The sequence below is a fragment of the Geobacter sp. genome, from assembly GCA_009684525.1.
Taxonomy (GTDB): Bacteria; Desulfobacterota; Desulfuromonadia; order Geobacterales; family DSM-12255; genus Geoanaerobacter.
The window spans coordinates 445,602-467,103 of the sequence record WKKR01000002.1; the positions used below are offsets into that span (position 1 = coordinate 445,602).

Sequence of the window (21,502 nt, forward strand, 5' to 3'; positions counted from 1 at the left end):
CCGTCCGATCATCGGCAACGTGACCGTTGCCGGCATGGCCGGCGGCGTTGTCGCAGCCGGTGCCGCAGTAGCGGTCAACAACATCGCCGATACCGTCGAGGCCGGTATCCGCAACAATGCCACCGTCATCTCCGCCGGCAATGTCCTGGTCAGCGCCACCTCCTCGCCGGTGATCGGCACCCTGGCCGCCGGGCTGTCGGCTTCGTTCATCGGCTCGCTGAGCGGCGCAGTGGCGGTCAACTCCATCAAGAGCACCATTGCGGCGGATGTCAGCGATGCCACCGTTACGGCCCTGAACGGGACGGTGACGGTGACTGCAGGCGACAAGGCGGCCAGCAATCGCCCCTCAGGCTTCCTGGTGCAGGATCTCGGCTCGGGTGACCGCGACAAGACCGACAGCTATCTCAATGCCGCATCCGGTGAAGGGGCTGATTGGGGCGAGGCGAACATCATCTCCCTGGCGGTCAGCGTTGCCGTGTCCGCAGGCGTGGGCGGCTGCGCGGCGGTCTCCAGCAACACCATCGCCAACGACATCAGCGCCACCCTTAGCGATGCCACGGTTACCGCTGCCAACATCTCGGTTGAGACGCTTTCCGGCAGCAAGGTCTTCTCGCTGGCCGCCGGTGTCGGCGGTGCGCTCGGCCTGGGTGGGAGCAGCGCCAACTCCTACACCCTGTTCGACAACACGGTAGCGACGACGGTCGGCGGCGCATCGATCCTCAGGGCAACGAATTCCCTGGTCGTCTATGCCGGCGACAGTTCAGCCGTCGACACCATCAGCATCAACGTTTCCGGCGGGGTCATCGGTGCGGGCGGCAACGCCTATGCCGGCAATGACTCTTTCAGCGACATCACCGCATCGATCGCCGGCAGCTCCGAGGTCCGGCAGGCGCAGACCCTGGCGGTGCGGGCGGAGAACCTTGTCGCCATCGATTCCCTCTCGATCGGCGTCAATGCCGGCGGCTTGGCCGCTGCGGGCGCTGCCGAGTCCATGGCCCACGTCGGCGGCACAACCCAGGCCTCCATCGGTGACAGCCAGGGGACCGACATCGTCAAGATCGGCAAGGAGCCGGGGCTGAGCGTCGTCGATGTCGCTGTCCAGGCCATTGCCGACATTTCAGTCAATACCATGTCCATCGCGGTCTCCGGCGGTATCGGTGCCGGGGTGGCGGTCAACTACGCCGAAACCCGGATCGATCCGACGGTCAGGGCCTTTACCGGCAGTGCGGCAGATATCAACCTGACGGGCGAGCTCCTGGTCGAGGCCGGTCTCACCGCCGCGGCATCGGCGGAGACCATCGGCGTGGCCGCTGCCCTCGGCGTCGGCGTCGGCTCCTCCCAGTCCACGGTGACCGTCAATCCGGACGTCAGGGCCTATGTCGCGACCCCTTCCGTCAGCGCCCAGGATCTCACCGTGGCTGCGGCGACGGATATCACCGCCGATGCCTCCGCCCTGGCCTGTGGCGGGGCACTGGTCGGCGTCAACGGCGCCGACGCCTCCTCCACCGTCACGCCGACCCTGAAGGCATACGTGGCGGATTCCGCGCATCTGACACTTACGGGTGCGCTGGTGGTCTCTTCCGTTTCCGAAGGCTCGTCGACGTCGCAGGGTGACGGCATCGCCGGCGGTCTGGTCGGCGTCGGGACTTCCAAGTCCGTGGCCACCCTGTCGCCTGACCTGGAGACCTATCTCGGCAGCAACGCGGTCATCTCTGCCCAGAGCGTCTTGCTGCAGTCGCGGCACAACACCAATGAGGACGGCACCATCATCGCCAAGGGAGCCACGGCCGACGCCAGCGCCCCCGGCGGCGGGGTCGTCTCCGTGAATGGTGCCGAAGCAACGGCAACCGGCTCCGCGATCCTCAACACCAGGGTCGCCTCAGGCGCCAGCCTGACGGTTACCGGCGACATGACCGTCGCCTCCCTGGCCAACAACACGACCAGCGCCACCAGTGGCGGTGTCGCCGCCGGCGGCGTCGGCGTCGGCGTCATGAAGGCGACGGCCACCAACGACGGCAGCACCAGTGCCCATATCGACGGGGCGACCCTGACATCGGTGCACGACCTGACGGTCAAGGCAACGGACTTCGAAAAGGCGAGCGCCGTGACCGATGCGGTGAGCGGCGGCCTGGTGGCGGTCGGGGTCAATAGCTCCACGGCGAAGATCACGCCGGACGTGACGGCGGAGATCGGCGCCGATACCACGGTTACCGGGGCGAACGCGGTGACGGTCGATGCCCGTTCCACCGTGGATGCCAGTGCAGCAACTACCGGTGTCAGCGCCGGCGCCGTGGCAGTAGGCGGCTCCAAGGCGGAGGCAGAGGCCTCACCGGAGATCCATGCAACCATCGGTCAGGATGCCACCATCGAGGCGGTCACGCTTGTGCTGACCGCCCGTCAGCTGCTGCCTGCAGGCAATGTTTCGGCGACTGCAACGGCCACCGGCTCCAGTGGCGGCTTTGTCGGGGTGTTCGCCACCGAGAGCATCGCCAAGGGCGACGGCAAGGTCTACGCCACTGCCGAGACCGGAAGCAGCCTCGACATATCCGGTACGGCAACCATCACTGCCGATCTCGCCAGCGCCCAGCACAGCACCGCTTCGGGTCATAACGGCGCAGTCGTTGCCGTTGGCGGCAACAGCGCCACCGCCTCCAGCGACAGCACCATCAACGCATGCCTGGCCGATGGTGTCAGTGCCAGTGGCGGTGCCTTCTCCATTACGGCGGGGGGCATTGAAGAGAATATCGCCTCTGCCGTCTCTGGTACCGGCGGCGTGGTTGCGGTAGCTGCTTCCGAAGCGTATACCGACAGCACCAGCGTCACGCTGGCGTCGGTCGGGGGCAAGGGGGGCGGCAACGGCATCGATGTGGCGAGCCTGGCGATCACCGCCGACCATACGGCGAAGTTCAACGGTTCGACCGATAGTTCGTCCGGTGGCGTCATCGATGCCTCGGGCGCCACCATCGGCAACGGCGTCGATGCGGACGTTACTGCAGCCATCGGTGCCAGCGCCGTCATCGATGCCAACCAGCTGGAGATGGAAGCGGACAACCGGGTCGACAAGGAGTGGCTCAGCGGCTACAACCTGATCTCCGCCTCGGGTGGTGTCGGGGCTTTCCCGGCCGGCACCAGCAAGACGGAGATCTCCAACGAGACCCATGTCACCATCGGCAACAATGCATCGGTGACCGTGACCGCGGGAAACGGCGGCAATGGCGACATCAGCCTCACCGCCTACAACGACGTGACCGCAAAGGACAAGGCGAAGATCGATGCCGGCGGCGCGGTCGCCACTGCCATGACCGAATCGCACATCTACAACGACACCAACGTAGCCGAAGTGGTGATCGGCAGCGCTGACATCAGGAGCGGCGGCGCCATCAATGTCTCCAGCTGGACCGACGTCGACCTCGAGGCGCAGGCCGATGCCAAGACCTACGGCCTGGCCGGCTATGCCCAGGGGATCTCGGTTGCCCACGCCACGGTGGACAATACGATCACCGTTAATGACGGTGCGACCGTTCAGGCAGTGGAAGACGTCACCTGCTACACCGGGGGTACCGCCGACGGCGAGCACCGTAACACCCTCTCCGTCTCTGCCCGCACCGATCTCTGGAACAAGACCGCCTTCCCGGTCAGCTCAAACCCGACTGCCGATGCGGTCATCATCCACGACAGCAGCATCGATGTGACGGAGGATGCCTGGATCGGGAGCAACCAGGACGTGGTGCTCCAGGCGATTGGGGGCACCCACACGGCAGCGGGCAACTGGTCCTACCAGGATGCCTACATGGAGCTCTTGGGGGATTTCCTCTCCCTCTTCGGCGGCTCGGGATCGATCAAGGAGACCGGCGGCAGCCGCGTGGACACCCTGACCAGCACCGTCAACGTGGACGGCACCGTCGAGGCCGGCCTGAACAATAAACAGTTCCTGATCATCGACGAGAATATCGTTGCCGAGAACAACGTGACGATGACCGGGACACCGGCTTTGACCTTCCACAACGCCGCGGGTGAGGATACCATCGTTCGCGGCGATGGCGGCAGCTGGATCGACAATGGTTTCAGTGCCGGCCAGTATATCCAGGTCAGCGGCACCGACGGGATGGATGGCGCCTATCTGATCAAATCCGTCGATGACACCACCATAACGCTCAATGTCAGCACCCCGCTCACAGCCTCCAGCGTTGGTGCGGTCAGCGACGGCAGCATCGTCGTGTCGCACTATGTCGCCACCGGCAATCCGGCCCTCGATTTCGATGTCGACAGGAACACCATCACCAGGGCCGCCGACAGCGGCAGCTGGCTGGAAGACGGCTTCGTGGCGGGGCAGCATATCGTGGTGGAAGGTGCCGGGAGCAACGACAACTTCTACACCATCGCCAGTATCTCGGGCGACGGCACGATCATGCGGTTGACGAGCGACTCTACCCTTGCCGCCACCGCCCATGTGGCGGGCAGCGTCACTATCAAGGCGGTGCAACCGGTTTCCGCCCAGCTTGCCGGGAGCGTCTATCCGCTGCTGACCTTCAGCGGCGAGAATTCGTCCACCGGCACCATCGGGCGTGCGGCCGGCAGCGGCAGCTTCATCGACGACGGCTTCCTGGTCGGGCAGTACCTGCGGATTTCCGGGTCGTCCGATCCGGCCAACGACGGTGTCTATCTCATAACCGGCGTCAACGCGACGACCCTTACGGTCTCCAACAGCCGCCTCTACACGATCAGCTCCACCACCGACGAGATCCCCACCTCCCTGTTCGCCTACGAGACCAGCGCCACGGTGTCCGCCACCGATCCGCTCACCCTCACCTTCGATACGGCCACCAATACCATCACCCGCTCGGCCAGCGATGCCACCTTCATCAGCAACGGCTTTGCAGTCGGCCAGACCCTGATCGTCACCGGCACCGTCAATGCCGGCACCTATACGATCACGGCGGTGGCCGCCGACACGCTCACTCTGGCAGAGGCGCTGCATGCCAATGCCTCGGGCGTGGTATCGTCGGCGATTATCGCCTACACGGACTATACGACGGTGCAGAACGGCACACGGACCGTCACGTTCGATGCGGCCAGCCGAACCATCCTGCTCGACGACGGTTCGAACTGGACCGGCTTTGCCGCCGGCCAGATCATCCATATCGGCGGTTCTTCCAGCAACGACGGCTGCTACTTGGTCGAGAGCGTCAGCGGTTCGACTATCACCCTGGCGCTGGGCGAGACCCTGACGGACGAGACCTCCGCCTTCGGCATCACGGCCCGCGGGGCCGAGCAGGTGCAGACCAGCTTCACCGTCGGCACGGTCACCCTTTCCCATACCGAGGCACGCGACTCCATCACCCGCTCGGCCGGGAACTGGCAGACCGACGGCTTCAGCACCGGCATGGTGATCCAGGTTTCGGGCAGCAGCGCCAACGACGGCTCCTACCGGATCGCCGCGGTGGACGGTGCGACGATCTACCTGGAAAAGACCTTCTCCCTGGTGGAAGCTGTCGGGCAGACCGGCTGCTCGGTCTCCAGCTACAATCCCAGCTCCATCCAGATCCATACCACGACCATGGACGGCAGCCCGCTCCTCACCTTCGCCAGCGTCTATGGCGGCCGCGACACGATCAGCAGGGCGTCCGGGAGCTGGATCGCCGATGGCTTCCTGGAAGGGCAGACCATCACCATCAGCGGTTCCGGCGCAAATGACGGCGATTATCTGATCTCCTCCATCAGCGCCGATGGCACCACCATCAGCCTCTCCATGGAGTACAAGCTGGTCAATGCCGGCAACGTGAACGGAGTGACGATCACCGGTTCCGGCATCTCCGCCGGGATCGGCACCCCCACCACGGTCACCGAGGACCTGGGGGTCAGCATCGCCACCGAGATCGCCCGCCTGCAGGAGCTGAAGGCGGAACATTACGGCAACACCGCGGCCATTGCCGGCTACAATGCCCAGATCACCCAGCTGAAGATGCAGGCCAAGGAGTTGGGGCTGATCGATGCGTCCGATCCGGGCTACGACGACCCGGATGCGCTCTTCTGTCCCAAGACCAACTACAACGTCACCTACATCGTGCTTCCCGATATCACGGCCAGTTCCGGCAATATCCGGGTCACTGCCGGCACCCTCACCGGTAGCGGCAACCTCTACAGCAACAACGATACCAGCATCAGGATCGTCAACGCCAGCCCCTATTACCTGCGGGTGGGTGACGTAACCATTCCGTCGGAGCAGGGAGGCAGAGTCCTGTTCAACGGCATCCCGGTAACCTCCAACGCCGATATCGCCGCGGTCTACGATCTGCTCCACACGACTGTCGACTCTGCCGCCACGGCCAGTTTCACCACGGTTGCCACCGATGCCGACGAGACCACCACTCTCATCTCCATCGGCAGCACCTTCAACCCGAGTTTTGCCTCCCAGCCCCAGTATGCCGGCGCCGCCGCCCCGGACATCGAGGTGGCCGGTTCGATCTCGAACCTGCGGGGGACCCTGCAGATCTACAACAACAAGGGGAGCGTCATCGTCAAGGGGGGTGAAGGGCAGACCATCGCGGCGAAGAACATCGACATCTCCAGCGGCCGCGACTTCGTCCTCTGCAGCGACGGCTTCTACAGCACCGCCGGCGAGCCGTACGGAAGCCAGGACACCCCGACGATTGCCGGCAACAACATCTTCATTACCGCCCGCTACCTCAACCTGAACGGTACCATCCAGAGCGGCCGCCCCGACCGGAGCGTGACGCTGCTGGGCAACCTCGATGCACAGATCGCCGCCTTCGAGGCCGATGAGTCGCTCGGCCGCTACCTGACCCTCCAGACCACGTCGGACAGCACCATAGAGGCCTACTACGACCGGGATTCAAAACAGATCTTCATCGATTCCGTTGCCGTGGAAGGCGGGTTCATGCAGCTCACCGGCCAGATCATGAACACCAACCCGAACGCCGTCCTGAAGGTGGTGGACGGCTACGGCACCATCAACATCCATAACGACACCAGCTATGCCGTTGTCATCAACCGTCTGGATACGGGTGGCGACGGCATCGAAGGGGTGATCAGGATCGTCGATACCGTCAATACCCTCGATCACAGCGGCAATCCGATCGCCGGGGCAACCCCCACGGTCACCACCTATACCCGGGAAGGTGACGACATCAAGACCTATGTCAACGGCGTCCTCACCTCGACCACGGCGGGTCGTTACCTTTCCGCCGCCGACGGCTACCAGCCCGACGCGGGGCAGCGCTATGTCTTTGTCACCGGCCATGACAAGGTCCGGATCATTGTGAAAGAGTACATTACCTCCAGCTTCTGGGGGATCGACTGGCTCTCGGCCGACCCGGGCCAGCAGCCCAACTCGGTGACCGTGTATGACACGGGGATCGAAGAGGTGTTGGATACCGGCACCTTCGTCACCTGGGATTACGCCAGGATCAATGAGGATTCGTATTCCACAACCATCGACGTGACCCTGGCCAACGAAGTGCTAGTGAACGCCTATTCCTACACCACCACCAGCGGCTGGTGGATCTTCTCCACCACCTACAACCATTACATCCAGATCTTCACCCAGGGGCAAAAGGATTACGTCAACGTCAGCAAGAAGGCGGACTACGGTATCGCCATCGAGTTCATCGGCTCGGATACGGGGAGCATCACCATCGATTCCGCCACCGATGTCATCATCAAGGGTGCGCTCGTCAACAGCAGCGGCACGACCTCGATCGACTCCAGCGGCGGCTCGATCACCGCTGCCAGCGATACTGCAGTCGTCGGTGGCACGGTCATCGAGCTGCATGCGGCCGACGGCATCGGTACGGCTGCCCTTGCCCTGCAGACCGATCTCTCCGGCGGCTATCTCGATGCGGTGAGCGACAGCGGCAACATCGTCATCGACGAGATCGACGGCTCGCTCACCGTCGGAACGATCACTGCAGCAGCCGGCGATGTCACGCTGAGCGCAGACCGGGATATCCGTGCCGCCGGCCAGGATATACTCCCCAACGGCCATGCTGCCTCCCTTATCAGCGGCGGTTCCGTGGAGCTCACCTCCCGTTCCGGCGGCCTGGGGAGTGCAGACCAGGCGCTGCTCGTCGACAGCGGCAGTGCAGATACCGACAGCCTGACTGCCGCGGCGGTCAACGACATCTACCTGGAGGAGGCGGCCGGCGACCTGCATCTGAACCGGATCACCTCGGTGCTGGGAGATGTCCACCTGCAGATCGACAACGGCGACCTGCTCGACTACAACGCGAACGATACCCGCGACGAGCGGACCATCACCCAGCTGGAGGCGCTCTGGACAAAGATGCAGCTGACGCTGGAATCGGGTGCCGATGCCGCTGCTGAGCAGAACCTGCTCGCCTACGAGGGGCTGAAGACCCGCGAATACAACAGCTACTGGAACTACCGCGAACAGCAGGCCGACCCGTCGGTCTACGATCCGACCTTCCAGGTCCATCTCTCCGACCTGGAGCTTGCCTATTACCGGGCCCATGGCTGGACCGACGCCGACATCGCCGACCTGGTCGCCAAACGTACCCAGGAGTACCACGACCTGCACCTGATCTACGGCTCCCTCGGCGACTCCCGGATCGACGGCTACCAGTACCATGTCACCGTGGGGAGCGACGAGTACAACCGCCTGATGGAGGGGTACTACTGGACCGACGAGGAGCTGAAGACCTCGTTCAATCCGTCGCTGCTCAGGACCAAGACCGATACCGAGACCAAGATCGAAGAGGCCAACATCACGGCAAGAAACGTCTTCATCGCGACGCCCAACGGTGGTGTAGGCGGCATCAGCGGCTACGAACCCTTCACCCTGCCGCTGGACAGCGCCAACCTGAGCCCCGAGCAGCGGCTGATCCTGGCTGCTGCCGAGCGTGACGACATGGTCGCCAGGGATGCCGCCGGCAATATCGTCGACATCTTTGCGGCCAACAGCGGGGCAACAACGCTGGAGGTCACCCTGCACGACGATGTGGACATCGCGGCGAATGGTTCCATCACCATCACCGCCGGCAGCCACGTCTACCTGGGAAGCGAGCAGGACATCAACATCGACAGCATCGTCGGCGGTGACGCCATCCGGATCAAGGCTGCCGGCGGCATCTACGACGTCACCGGCGGAAGCAAGACGAATGTTACCGGTGGCGGCGCCAGCGGCGGCATTATCCTGGAGGGGAGCGGGACGAGGATCGGCACCGGCCTCAATCCGCTGATTGTTGATCTGCTCCAGTCGGCGCTGACCGCCCGTTCCGTCGGCGACATCGACCTGAGCGCGGTCAATCACGATCTCGTTGTCGATACCGTCTATACCAGCGAAGGCGACGTGTCCCTGACCGCTTCGAACTCGATCCGGAACGGCAATCATGACGACCAGTGGAACATCATGGCCAATACCCTCACCCTGACTGCGGGCGGTTCCATCGGCGCCAGCGGCAACGCCCTCAACACCGAGCTGCCGCTGGCAGACGGCGTCACGCCGGGGCTGGGGAGGGTCACGGCCACTGCCGGCGGCGACATCTTCCTGACCGAAGTGAGCGGCGACATGAATGTCGGCCTGATCACGGCCGGTGGCGATGCCACTCTTACGGCAGCCGTGTCGATCCTGGATGACAACGACAACCCGGACCCGGACGTCCTTGCCGCCAACATCACCCTGAACACCCGACTCGGCGCCATCGGCGCGGCCGGCAACGACCTGGACGTCGATACCGCAACAGGTGGCCTGGTGAACATAACCGCGGGTCAGAACGTCTACCTGATCGAAACCCTGGGGGACCTGCTGCTCGGCCAGGTCTCCACCCCGCTCGGCAAGGCGTATCTGGCGGCCCAGGGGAGCATCCTCAACGGGACAACGGACACGGCCATCGTTGCAGCGGCGGCGATACTCCGCTCCGACAGCGGGGTGGGACGGTCGGACGATTTCCTCAACACCCAGGTGACGAACGTGGAAGGTTCGGTCGCCGGCAGCATCTGGCTCCACAACAGCGGCGCTCTCTTTGTCGGCAATGCCGGTGACGGCACCGGCGGCACCACCGAGGCGACCGGCGAGATCCGGATAACGGCCAGCAGTCCGATAACGGTGGTGGCCGATATCCGCTCCACCACCGACGACGTCATCCTTACCTCCACCGACGGTGCGACGGCGGGCGACGACATCACGGTCCGCAGCGGCGTGACGGTCGAGAGCACCTGGGGACGGGTCGTCCTGCAGAGCGGGGACGATGTCATCCTGGAAAGCGGCAGTAGGGTCGCTGCTGCAACCGGTGTGGAAATCTACGGGGACTTTGCCGATGCCGATGCCGGGGTGGGGAGCGTCATCGACCTCCACGGCACGATCAGTGCGGAGACGGTCAGCGTCAACGGCAATGGCGACAACGATCTCATCATCCTTCCCGGTATCGAGGCACAGACGATCATCAGGACCGGCGGCGGCGACGACCTGATCTATGTCGGCAGCAATGCCAGTCGCAGCGGCAACAGCGGCGGGGTGCTGTCCGGCATAAATGGGGCACTGTTCGTGTACGGGGGGCCCCACAGCTCCGGCGATTCCCTGATCCTTGACGATTCCGGCAACAGCGGGAGCGGCAGCGGCACCTACGGCACCGATACCATTACCGGTTTCGGCATGGACGGCTTCATCCACTATGAAGAAATCGAAAACCTGAACATCGCCCTCGGCACTGGCAGCAATACCTTGAACATCACCGCTACCCCGGCCGGCGTTACCACGACCTTCATTGGCGGCAGCGGCAATGACACCTTCAACGTTTCCTCGATACCATCCAGTGTGAGAGGCACTTTGGATGGTATCCGCGGGGACCTGGTGCTGGACGGTGGTGGCGGCATCAACACCCTGAACCTCAACGACCGTGGCAACACGACCGGCCGCGGCACAGCGCTCAATCCCGTTCTGATCACGGAAAGCAGCATCTCCGGCATGACCGGTGATGCCGGCGGTTCGGGCGTCATCAGCTTCACCGCTGCAGACGGGTTCAGCGGCGGCATCAACATCGCGTACGGCAGCGGCGGCGATCATATCGCCATTGACAGCGTGTTGCCGGGCACTGCCGCAATCGTCAGGACTGGAGACGGCAACGACGTCATCACGGCAACGGCAGCCGGTCCGAGCCAGGATGGCGTCCTGGTAGTGTTCGGCGAAGGGGGCTCGGACACCGTCAATGCAGCGGCATGGCACTCCGATCTGATCGCGTTCGGCGATTACGGGATCGTCTCCCTGTCCGCCGACGGCACCCCCCTACTGGCCTTCAGCACGGACCCCGCCACGGGTGGCAATGATACGCTGATCGGCGGCAGCGGAAACGATACGCTGATCGGTGGTGCCGGCAGCGATACCCTGGTTGCGGGTGGCGGCAGCAACGTCCTGCTCGGCGACGGTGGCCGGGTGGCCTGGGCAGGCAGTGTCATGACCATCGAGACCATCGACCCCTTCATCGGTGGCAACGACAGCCTGAACGGCACTCTGGGCAGCAACATCATGATGGGCGGGGATGGCAACGACCTGTTCTACGGGAGTTTCTCCAACAATGTCATGATCGGCGAGTATGGCCGCATCGTCATGAAGGACGGCAAGGTGGAGTCGGTGGTCGTCATGAAGATGGATTTCCTGGCATACACCCTGTTCGACCTCTACCAGTCACCCTTTACGAGGGATGGACAAGGCCCCGGCGCTCCACTTCTCCCTGCAGCGAGTGCCGGCGTGCTTGGCGAACCGGCACCGTCCCCCGTGGCAGAGGGGCCGCAGATGGCGCAGATGTGGGAGGCGCCTGCCGTTTCATGCCATGGTGCGGACCAGGTCATGTCGGGCGAGTCGATCGAAAGGCTGATCAGGTTCTTCCAGCCGGTATCGGCTGAGGATGTCGAATCGCTGATCATGCGCTCCGACTCCTATAACGCGGACGGGGAGAACCCTGCTCCACCGGCACGAGAGCCGGCGGCAGAGCCGAACGTGCAGCCCAGCGGTGCGGATGCCGCTCCCCTGGCGGAACCCCTGCCTATACGGCAGGCAGCTCTCGATACCAGTCCGGCCCCCGAACCTGCAGCGGACGAAGAGCTCTCCGGGCAAAAACTCGTTGCGGCTTTTGCAGGGACACTGGCGGTCGGCGGCACCCCTGCGGCAGCGGCCGATCGCACGGCGCGTCTCGACCGGAGCAGTTTCGAGAAACTGGAGCGTGACTCGCGGCGCCGTCGTTTCCAGCGATGGGGGTAGGCTGCGCTGCGGGAAAAGAGCTTGAATCGGATGATTCTCGGGGATATGTTACACTATCTACAGGCGACGGAGGGCGAACGGGGAGCATGGATGCTCCCCGTTCGCCCGGCCGGACCGCTTCCGTCATGATTCGATGATTACCACCAGGTTGTTACCATCACGCGAGGAGACCTCATACCATGACCGCACAGAACAAGAAAGAAACGAGCCCCGTAGAGGAACAGACGGCAAAGATCCAGTGGGACCACACGAACATGAAGACCACCTATGCGAACGTGTGCAATGTCTCAAGCACCCGCGAAGAGGTCTCCCTCCTGTTCGGCACCAATCAGACCATCAATGTGGGGCAGGGGGAGATCACCATCGACCTGACCAACCGGATCATCCTCAACCCCTATGCCGCCAAGCGCCTCGCCCTGATCCTGAACGGGGTCATCCAGCAGTATGAGGCCGCATTCGGGAGCCTTCCCGTAGAAACCGAAAAAAAGCCCGCATAAGAAGGGGATATGGATCTGATTGCCGCTCCTGTTGATTCTCTATGAATACTTCTGCAGATACCTTCCAGAAACGATGGTCCTCCTTTAAGGAAGCGGAAGGGGAGGACTTTTTTTACCATTGGCTCGCCCTCCAGTCGTCCTTGATCGCCCCGGCGGTGCAGGGTCTCCTTGTCGTCGGTGATCCCGAATCCGGCTCCTATGCCCCGGTTGCATCCTGGCCGGAAGAGGTGGCCGATCCGGAGCGGCTTGCGGATATCTGCGAACAGGTCCTGGCAGAGCGCTGCGGACTCCTGACCGAGCTTCCGGCACCGGGCAGCGGTTCGTCCGGCGAACCCGGAACGCTCAATTCCTACGCGGTTGCCTACCCCTTCATGATCGGGGAGATGCTGTTCGGTGTCGTGGCCGTCGAGGTGAAGGCCGCATCGGAGGAGTCCCTCGGCCATGTCATGGAGCAGTTGCAGTGGGGTTCGTCCTGGCTGGAGTTGCACCATCGCCGCGAGCAGGCCGAACGGAGCGACAGCACCCTCGTCGAGATGAAGTCCTCTTTCGACCTTTTGGCGGCTGTCCTGGCTGAGGAGCGTGCAAAAGACGCCGCCATGGTCTTCGTTACCGAGCTCGCGTCGCTGATGCGATGCGACCGGGCCTCCCTCGGGGTTTTCAGGGACGATCATATCCGGCTGCAGGCCATGTCACACAGTGCCCAGTTAGCCAAGAACATGAACCTGGTCCGCTGTATCGGCACGGCCATGGAAGAGGCGATCCTCCAGCGGAGCGAGATCCTGTTCCCGTTGCCGCTAGACGCCAAGGCGCTCGTAGTCAGGGATCATGCGGAGTTGTCGCGCCAGCAGGGCGGGGAATCCGTTCTGACGATCCCGCTCTATGGCAACAAGGCATACTATGGCGCCATTACCCTGGAACGGCCGGCCGACATCCCCTTTTGTGAAAAGGAGATCAGGGTCTGCCGCGGGGTCTTCGCCCTGGTTGCCCCTATCCTGGAGGCAAAGCGGAAGAACGATCTCATGCTGCCGCTGAAGGTCTGGGCTTCCGTCGAGACGCAACTGGGCAAGCTGGTCGGTTCGGGTCATGTCGGGCGCAAACTGCTGGCAGCGGCGCTGGTGGGGCTGATCATCTTCTTTTCCGTGGCAACCGGCGACTACCGCATAACGGCGACAACCGTCCTGGAACCGCTGATTCGGCGATCCATTGCCTCGCCGTTCAATGGCTATGTCAAGGGGGCAACGGTCCGCTCGGGCGACCTGGTCAAAAAGGGGGCGGTCCTCTGCACCCTGGACGACAGGGATCTGCATCTGGAGCAGTCGAGATGGCAGAACCAGCAGGTACAGTACCAGCGCCAGCGCCAGGAAGCCATCGCGGCCGATGAACGGGCCAAGGCGAACATCATCAACTCCCAGCTCGACCAGGCTGCTGCCCAGCTCAACCTGGTGCGGAGCCAGTTGCAGAGAACCGCTCTTGTCGCGCCGTTCGACGGCATTGTGGTGAGCGGCGACCTCAGCCAGAGGATCGGCGGTGCCGTGGAGCAGGGGGAGGTGCTGTTCGAGGTGGCCCCCCTGAACGCCTATCGGGTCATCATGCAGGTCGACGAGTACCAGATTGACGATGTGAAGACCGGGCAGACAGGGAAACTCGTCCTGCCGACCATGGCGGAGAAGAATTTCCCATTCGTCGTGGAAAAGATCACCCCCATATCGTTGCAGAAGGAAGGGAAGAACTATTTCCGCGTCGAGGCAAAACTCAACCTGGTCAGCAACAGTCTTCGCCCTGGCATGGAAGGGGTGGCAAAGATCTCCGTGGACCGCCGCAGGCTCATCTCTATATGGACCCGGGAGTTCAGGAACTGGCTCCGGCTGAAGGTGTGGTACTGGTGGCCATAAGCGGCATGAACAGAGACCGTCAGATGTTCAGCCCGGCATGGTACCGTGTTGCCATGCTGAAGCCGCGGTTGCGCAGCCATGTCCAGATCCACCGGCAGAGATTTCGCGGCAGGGAGTGGTATGTACTGCAGGACCACTCGTCGGGAAGATTCCATCGCATTTCCAGCGAAGCCTATTTCATCGTCGGTCTGATGGACGGCAAGCGGACCATGGCCGATATCTGGGATGCCGCCTGCCAGCACCTGGAGGATGCCGTCCCCACCCAGGACGAGATCATCCACCTTCTCTCCCAGATCCACAGCTTCGATGCCCTGCAATCGGAACTCCCGCCGGACATGCGCGATCTGAGCGAGCGGAGCCTCAAGGTGGAACGGAACCGGCTGCTCTCCTATCTCTTGTCGCCGACTTCGCTCCGCTTCCCGCTGTTCGACCCCGACCGGTTCCTGGACCGGACGATACCGTTCATCCGCCCCCTGCTCGGCTGGTTTGGCATGCTGCTCTGGGCCGGCATGGTCTTCTATGGGGTGCTCCTTGCCAGTATCCATTGGCATGAGCTGACCGCCAATGTCACGGAGCGGGTGCTGAGCCTGGAGAACCTGCTGATCCTTTCGCTGATCTACCCGCTGGTGAAGATCCTGCACGAGTTCGGGCATGCCTATACGGTCAAGCGATGGGGCGGCGAAGTGCATGAGATGGGGATCATGCTGCTGGTCTTCATGCCGATCCCCTATGTGGATGCCACGGCAGCATATGCCTTCCGGCGCAAGGGGATGCGGATGCTGGTCGGCGCCGCCGGCATACTCGTTGAGCTGCTGCTCGCCGCCATCGCCATGATCGTCTGGGCCAAGGTGGGGCCGGGCATCGCACGCACCGTCGCCTACAACGTCATGATCATCAGCGGGGTCTCCACGCTCCTGATGAACGGCAATCCGCTGATACGGTACGATGCCTATTACATCCTGGCGGATTTCCTGGAGATCCCGAACCTGGCGACCCGCAGCGGCGAATACTGGGGGTTCCTGGCACGGCGCTGGCTGTTCGGCATCAGGGAGGCCGAAAGCACGGCGGCAAACCTGAAAGAGGCCTTCTGGCTCTCCCTTTACGGGATCGCCTCCTTTGCCTACCGGGTGTTCATAACCTTTGCCATTGCCCTGTATATTGCGGGGAAATACTTCTTGTTCGGCGTCATCGTTGCTGCCTGGACGCTCATCGGATTCATCGTCGTCCCCCTGATCAGGGCGATCCGTTCTGCCTCGGCATCGCGGCTCTTCTCCCAGCATCGCCTGCGGACTGCGGCCATCGGCTCGGTTCTCGCCGCGATACTCCTTCTGGTGGCCTTTGTGATCCGATTCCCCACTTGCACCATTGCCGAGGGCGTGGTCTGGGTCCCCGATGAATCGCAGGTCACGGCAGGCGCTGACGGTTTCATCACCGAAATCGTGGCGCGGCCGGGGTCGCATGTCCGACCGGGGGAGTTGCTGATCCGTTGCGTTGCGCCGAAGCTCGACAAGGAGTTGAACCTGCTGTCGGCAAACCTGCGCGAGGTTGAGGCCCGCTACCTGCAGAGCCTTGTCACTGACCGCACTGAGGCGGAGATCCTGCGCCAGGAGCGGGAGAAGGCGAGAGCCGAACTGTACCGGGCCCGTGAGCGGTTGCATGGCCTCATGATACACAGCCATGCGGACGGGACGTTTCTGGTGCAGCAGCCTGAGGACATGCCCGGCCGTTATGTGAAGCAGGGCGAACCGTTGGGGTATGTGGTCGACTTTTCGCATGCCATCGTCCGGGTGGTTGTCGACCAGGACTCTGTCGAGCAGATACGGAACCGGACGGAGAGGATCGAAGCCAGGCTTGCCGGCAATCTGTCAACGGTCCTGCCGGCAAAGATGGTGCGGGAGGTGCCGGCGGCGTCGAATGAGCTTCCCAGCATGGCGCTCAGTACCTCCGGCGGCGGCTCGATCGCCCTCGATCCCACTGAAACCGAAAAACCCCAGGCTTTCAAAAAATACTTTGTCTGCGACGTCGTGCTGCCCGACACCCCCCTGAAGCGGATCGGGGAGCGGGCGTTCGTCCGCTTTGAGCACCAGCCCGAGACGCTGGCATTACGCTGCTACAGGAGCTTCAGAAGCCTGTTGATCGGCAAACTCGATTTGTAGGGATGAGACAACTGCATGACCCATTGTCATGCCATCCTGCCAGGCAGCCATGTTGCGTGACCTTTTAACACATCCTCCTGCTACCCATTTCCAACGCCCGGAAAAAGAGGATTCCCGTCCCGATTTTCTTGAGGCCTCCGTGCGCGCTCTCCTGGGGGGGGGCAGGCGGTTGCTGAGCCCTGCCCTTGTCCGCCCGGACCGCATTCTGCCGCATGTCGAGGCCAATGAACGACATTTCGGCGCACTCCCCGACAGTGCCATCCCGGCGGAAGCCATACAGCTCGGCATTGACCTGCGCCGGCACAGGTTCCGGATCGACGTGGTCGGCAGATCGTTCGCGCTGATACGCGAGGTGGCCAGCCGCACGCTGGGCAAGCGGCATTTCGATGTGCAGCTGATGGGGGGCTGGGTCATGCTGAACGGCATGATTGCCGAGATGGAGACCGGGGAGGGGAAGACCCTTACCGCCACGCTCGCCGCAGGCACCGCCGCTCTGGCCGGCATTCCCGTGCATGTACTGACCGTGAACGACTACCTGGCCGGCAGGGACGCCGGGGAGATGGGGCCGATATATGCCGCCCTGGGACTGTCGGTCGGGTGTGTCCTCCACGATGTGCCGGTGGAGCGGCGGCGCGGCATCTATCAGTCGCATGTCACCTACTGCACCAACAAGGAGATTGTCTTCGATTACCTGAGGGACAAGCTGACCATCGGCGATTTCGACGGGACCCCGATACGGCTGCAGACCGAGTCACTCTATGCAAAGGATGCCAGGGAAAACCGCCTCCTCCTGCGGGGGCTGCATTACGCCATCGTCGACGAGGCGGACAGCCTCCTGATCGATGAATCCAGGACCCCGCTCATCATTGCAAGCCCGGTTGTCGATGGCGAGGAAGAGCATTTCATGCATGCCGTCATCCGGTTTGCCGCCACGCTCAAGGAACGGGAAGACTTTACGGTTGACCTGGAATCCCGGCAGATCAGGATGTCGGATCAGGGGAACAGGCTGATCGACGAGCTTGCATTGCCGGCCGAAACGCGATGGACGAGCACGATCAGGAAGCACGAAATGGTGCGCAGGGCCCTTTCGGCGCTCCATGTTTTTCACCGGGACAAGGATTATCTGGTCCGGGACGGCAAGGTCCAGATCATTGACCCCTATACCGGTCGGGTGATGGCGGACCGGTCCTGGGAACAGGGGCTCCAGCAGCTGATCGAGATCAAGGAGGGGTGCGAGATCACCCGGCAGCAGGAGACCGCGGCCCGGATCAGCTACCAGAAATTTTTCCGCCGCTACCTGCACCTGTCCGGCATGACCGGCACGGCCCGAGAGGTCAGGAGCGAACTGTGGGACGTCTACGGCCTGCATACGGTCAGGATCCGCACACACCGCCCTTTGCTCCGCGTCCGGCATCCAGCCCCCCTGTTCCCCGGCAAGCGGGAAAAGGAGCGGTATCTGCTGGAAAGGATCAGGGAGATCCACGCCATTGGCAGGCCTCTCCTGATCGGGACCGGCTCGGTTGCTGCGTCCGAGGATATCAGCTGCCTGCTCAGGGAAGAGGGGATTCCGCATCTGGTCCTGAACGCGAAAAACGACAGCGAAGAGGCGGCCATCGTGGCACGGGCCGGCAATCTCCACTGCGTTACCATTACCACCAACATGGCCGGCCGGGGCACCGACATCAAGCTCGGTCCTGGGGTCTGCGAGCTGGGCGGCCTCCATGTCATGGTGACCGATCTGCACGATGCCGCGCGCATCGACCGTCAGCTTGCCGGACGGTCTGCCCGGCAGGGCGATCCGGGCAGTTTCGAGATGATCCTGTCGCTGGAGGATGCTATCATGCAGGGAGGCACCGGGGGGATTCGTGGCTGGATCGCCCGGCGGCTCCTGCGCAGTGCGCCGTGGTTGTGGAATTATGCGGCACAATCTGCCCTGCTGTACGCCCAAAAGCGGACCGAGGCGCTCCATGCACGGATGCGCCGGGATCTGTTCAAACAGGATGTGCAGCGCAGAAAACAGATGACGTTTGTCAGACGCGAGGAATGATGGTCAGCGGGAGGGTGGAGATGATCAGCTTGAGGCGCTTAACCGGGACGATGGTCTGTGCACTGTTGTTCTTCTGTCAGGTGGCGACATCGTGTGCCGCCGATGAATCGGAAGGGATGATCTATCCGAACGAGGTTGTGAAGGTGAGCAGCCAGGTGTCCGGCATCATCGAAGAGGTCCTGGTGGAACGGGGCGATATCGTGACGAACGGCCAGGTGCTGGCCCGTCTGAAATCGGGCGTGGAAAAGGCTTCCGTCGAGCTGGCCCGCGCCAATGTCGCCTTTCTGAAGCGCAAGGCCGAGCGGAATGTCGAGCTGGCGAAAAAGCGGCTCATTTCGGAGCATGAGCATGATGAGCTGGTGAACGAACTGAAAAAGGCCGAGCTGCAGCTTGAAGAGGCCCAGGAAAGATTGAAACTGCGGACCATCGCGAGCACCATCGACGGCGTGGTCACGGAGCGCCTCATGGCTCCGGGCGATTATGTCGGCGAGACCCCGATCATGAAGCTGGCCAGCCTGAACCCCTTGCGGATCGAGGTGATCGCCCCTGCGCGCAGGTATGGTGCGATCAGGAAAGGGATGAAGGCGGAGATCCGGCCGGAAGCGCCTGTCGGCGGCGTTTACATCGGTAAGGTAACCATCGTCGACAGGGTGATCGATGCTGCCAGCAGTACCTTCGGCGTGCGGATCGAACTCCCCAACCCCAAGCTGAAGGTGCCCTCCGGCCTCAGGTGCAGGGTCCGTTTTCTTTAGCAGCAGACGCCCTGGGCGAAAAAAGGGGAGAACAGGGCTTTCCCCCGTCTCCCCGGATCTTTGTCAGTGGATCTTCCCCATCCAGCCCTGCAACCTGGTGCTACACAATCTTTGCGATGAGTGCCAGTGCCTCTGCCGCAATATCCTCGTCCGATTTTGCGGCAGAGATGATGCCGACCTTCTCCTTCGGCAGTTTCGACAGCTCCTCTTTGAAGCATGCAGCCTGCTGATGGATATCATCCGGCGTAAAGAAGCCCTCAATCCGCGATTCGAGCTTTTCGATGGCAACTGCCGGGTCAAGATCCAGGTAGATGGTCAGGTCAGGCGATACCTCGCCGCCGAAATTCAAGCCGCGGGCCCCGGCTTCCAGGCAGTTCAGGTCCTCGCGGAACCAGTCGTGCCCCTTTATCCTGGCATAGGCAATGGAGGAGAGCGTAAAGTTCTTGCACAGGACGATCTTACCGGACTGCAGCTCGTCGCGGATCACGGAGCAGGCCCGCGCCCTCGACGCCAGTTCATAAAAGAAATCGGCCCTGAACAGCCCGTACCGCCAGCCGCAGTCAAGGTCCTGTGCCCCCATGAGCATGGCGCGACCGGAATCCGGGCTGTCGATTTCATACACCTCTTTCCCCTGGCTGGTCAGTGCGTTCCGCAACTTTTCCGCCAGATTCACCGCAAGCTTTCCCGAACCATAGATCCCTTCGATGACGACCAGTTTCCCTTTTTTCATTGCCGCTCCTTCCGGTTAGTGCATGGACAGCCGTGCTTTGCCGCGATCTGTGCCGCTGACGGCTCCGAAGAATCCGGGGAAATAAACCGGACCGGATTCGCAGGTGCAGTGGCGTCCATAGTATTTTAGTGGAAATAACGAAATTTACTTTAGCTGAAAAAATGCATCTTTGCCAGCGATTAATGGGAGGAAAATCAGAAGATCAACGGGAGGCAGAGGGGTGGTTTCGCAGTGCTCACGCTGCAGGCGCGGTCGCAGCCCAGACGGTCTGCAGGAACGGGGCGTCATCGAGCCGGGTGATATTGTCGAAGAGGTTGAGCAGATGTTCGCGGACGAAGCGGTCGCCGGCAAAGGAGACGAAATCGGTCTCCCCCTCCCTCCCCTTGGGATGGACGACCAGGCTGCCGTTGCGATAGTCGGCCAGCTCGTTGGCTGCCATGCGGTCCTCGTAGTGATTGCCGTGAAACGAGGCGATCAGGAGCCCGCCCGGCCGGAGCAACCGCAGGATCTCGGTCACCCAGGCGTGGTGGAGCGGTTCGGCCAGATGGGAGAAGACGGCGCAGCAGTAGACCACGTCCATGCTGTTGTTGGCCAGGGTGAGCGGTGGGTGCATCCCGTGGGAGAGGAATTCCATATGGGGCAGGTTCTGCCGGCACCAGTCGATGGTGGCGTGGTGGCGGTCGGTGCCGATCAGGCGGGCAATGCCATTGTCCAGTTGCGGCAGGTGCTGGATGACCCGGCCCGGCCCGCAGCCCCACTCGCAGACGGCCAGGTTGCGGGCGTCGGTGTGGCTCCGGATCGTTTCAACGACGAATTGCGCATGCGCCAGGCCGGAATTGAGATAGAGACGGTAGTCGCAATGGTTCAGGGCGGTCGTGGAGAGGTCGCACGGCGGAAACCGGACCGCAGGGTTGTCCTGCCGCATCCGGCAGTTCTCCGACATGATTCCCTGTTTCGCTTTGTAGAGAAGCGTACGTCCCAGTTGCGCTGCGACGCGAAAAAAGACCTGCACCAGGTCGATCACTGCCTGCATCTATTGCCCCATGAAAAAAGGGCCGCCCATCAACCCCCTGATGGATTCGGCCCTTCTGCTGAATCTGATCCGTGGATACCCGTCAACGTGTTCTCACAAAATTGACAGAGACGGGCAAAGAAGTCAATCTTTCAGTAAGGAGAGCGTGGCAGCATGCTCTGCC

General features: G+C 62.6%; 8 protein-coding genes (1 of these 8 running past the window's edge). 6 read left to right on the top strand and 2 right to left on the bottom strand.

Going from position 1 to position 21,502, the window contains the following annotated elements:
* From GJT30_08245 to GJT30_08270, 6 genes are all read left to right on the top strand, one after another.
* A protein-coding gene (locus GJT30_08245) for a DUF4347 domain-containing protein (GenBank protein MSM39595.1) crosses the window boundary here: on the top strand, positions 1-12,232 show its end. 19,412 nt of this gene lie to the left of the window's left edge; the window shows 12,232 of its 31,644 coding nt (coding positions 19,413-31,644); the start codon falls outside the window, past its left edge; it ends in the stop codon at positions 12,230-12,232.
* Between the two features lie 179 nt (positions 12,233-12,411).
* Positions 12,412-12,729 carry a DUF3467 domain-containing protein gene (locus tag GJT30_08250; protein MSM39596.1) on the top strand — a complete coding sequence of 106 codons (318 nt, stop codon included), beginning with the start codon at positions 12,412-12,414 and terminating at the stop codon, positions 12,727-12,729.
* A 41-nt stretch (positions 12,730-12,770) separates the two neighbouring features.
* Positions 12,771-14,621 carry an HlyD family efflux transporter periplasmic adaptor subunit gene (locus tag GJT30_08255; GenBank protein ID MSM39597.1) on the top strand — a complete coding sequence of 617 codons (1,851 nt, stop codon included), beginning with the start codon at positions 12,771-12,773 and terminating at the stop codon, positions 14,619-14,621.
* Between the two features lie 5 nt (positions 14,622-14,626).
* On the top strand, positions 14,627-16,777 hold the full coding sequence (locus tag GJT30_08260) for a PqqD family peptide modification chaperone (GenBank protein MSM39598.1): 2,151 nt from the start codon (positions 14,627-14,629) through the stop codon (positions 16,775-16,777).
* A gap of 49 nt (positions 16,778-16,826) precedes the next feature.
* On the top strand, positions 16,827-18,824 hold the full coding sequence (locus tag GJT30_08265; protein ID MSM39599.1) for a prepilin peptidase: 1,998 nt from the start codon (positions 16,827-16,829) through the stop codon (positions 18,822-18,824).
* A gap of 116 nt (positions 18,825-18,940) precedes the next feature.
* On the top strand, positions 18,941-19,576 hold the full coding sequence (locus GJT30_08270) for an efflux RND transporter periplasmic adaptor subunit (protein MSM39600.1): 636 nt from the start codon (positions 18,941-18,943) through the stop codon (positions 19,574-19,576).
* Between the two features lie 100 nt (positions 19,577-19,676).
* On the opposite strand, the gene GJT30_08275 is transcribed toward GJT30_08270, so the two are convergent.
* Together GJT30_08275 and GJT30_08280 are read right to left on the bottom strand one after the other, a co-directional pair.
* Positions 19,677-20,306, bottom strand: a complete 630-nt coding sequence (locus GJT30_08275) for a hypothetical protein (GenBank protein MSM39601.1) — start codon at positions 20,304-20,306, stop codon at positions 19,677-19,679.
* 235 nt (positions 20,307-20,541) lie between these two features.
* Positions 20,542-21,339, bottom strand: coding sequence for a methyltransferase domain-containing protein (locus GJT30_08280; protein ID MSM39602.1), 798 nt, complete (start codon positions 21,337-21,339; stop codon positions 20,542-20,544).
* Between the last annotated feature and the right edge of the window lie 163 nt (positions 21,340-21,502).

Bases quoted from the DNA above. Each gene is read 5' to 3' on its own strand.
- GJT30_08280 (MSM39602.1), bottom strand. From the start codon at position 21,339: ATGCAGGCAGTGATCGACCTGGTGCAGGTCTTTTTTCGCGTCGCAGCG.
- GJT30_08260 (MSM39598.1), top strand. From the start codon at position 14,627: ATGAACAGAGACCGTCAGATGTTCAGCCCGGCATGGTACCGTGTTGCC.
- GJT30_08270 (MSM39600.1), top strand. From the start codon at position 18,941: ATGATCTATCCGAACGAGGTTGTGAAGGTGAGCAGCCAGGTGTCCGGC.
- GJT30_08255 (MSM39597.1), top strand. From the start codon at position 12,771: ATGAATACTTCTGCAGATACCTTCCAGAAACGATGGTCCTCCTTTAAG.
- GJT30_08265 (MSM39599.1), top strand. From the start codon at position 16,827: ATGTTGCGTGACCTTTTAACACATCCTCCTGCTACCCATTTCCAACGC.
- GJT30_08250 (MSM39596.1), top strand. From the start codon at position 12,412: ATGACCGCACAGAACAAGAAAGAAACGAGCCCCGTAGAGGAACAGACG.
- GJT30_08275 (MSM39601.1), bottom strand. From the start codon at position 20,306: ATGAAAAAAGGGAAACTGGTCGTCATCGAAGGGATCTATGGTTCGGGA.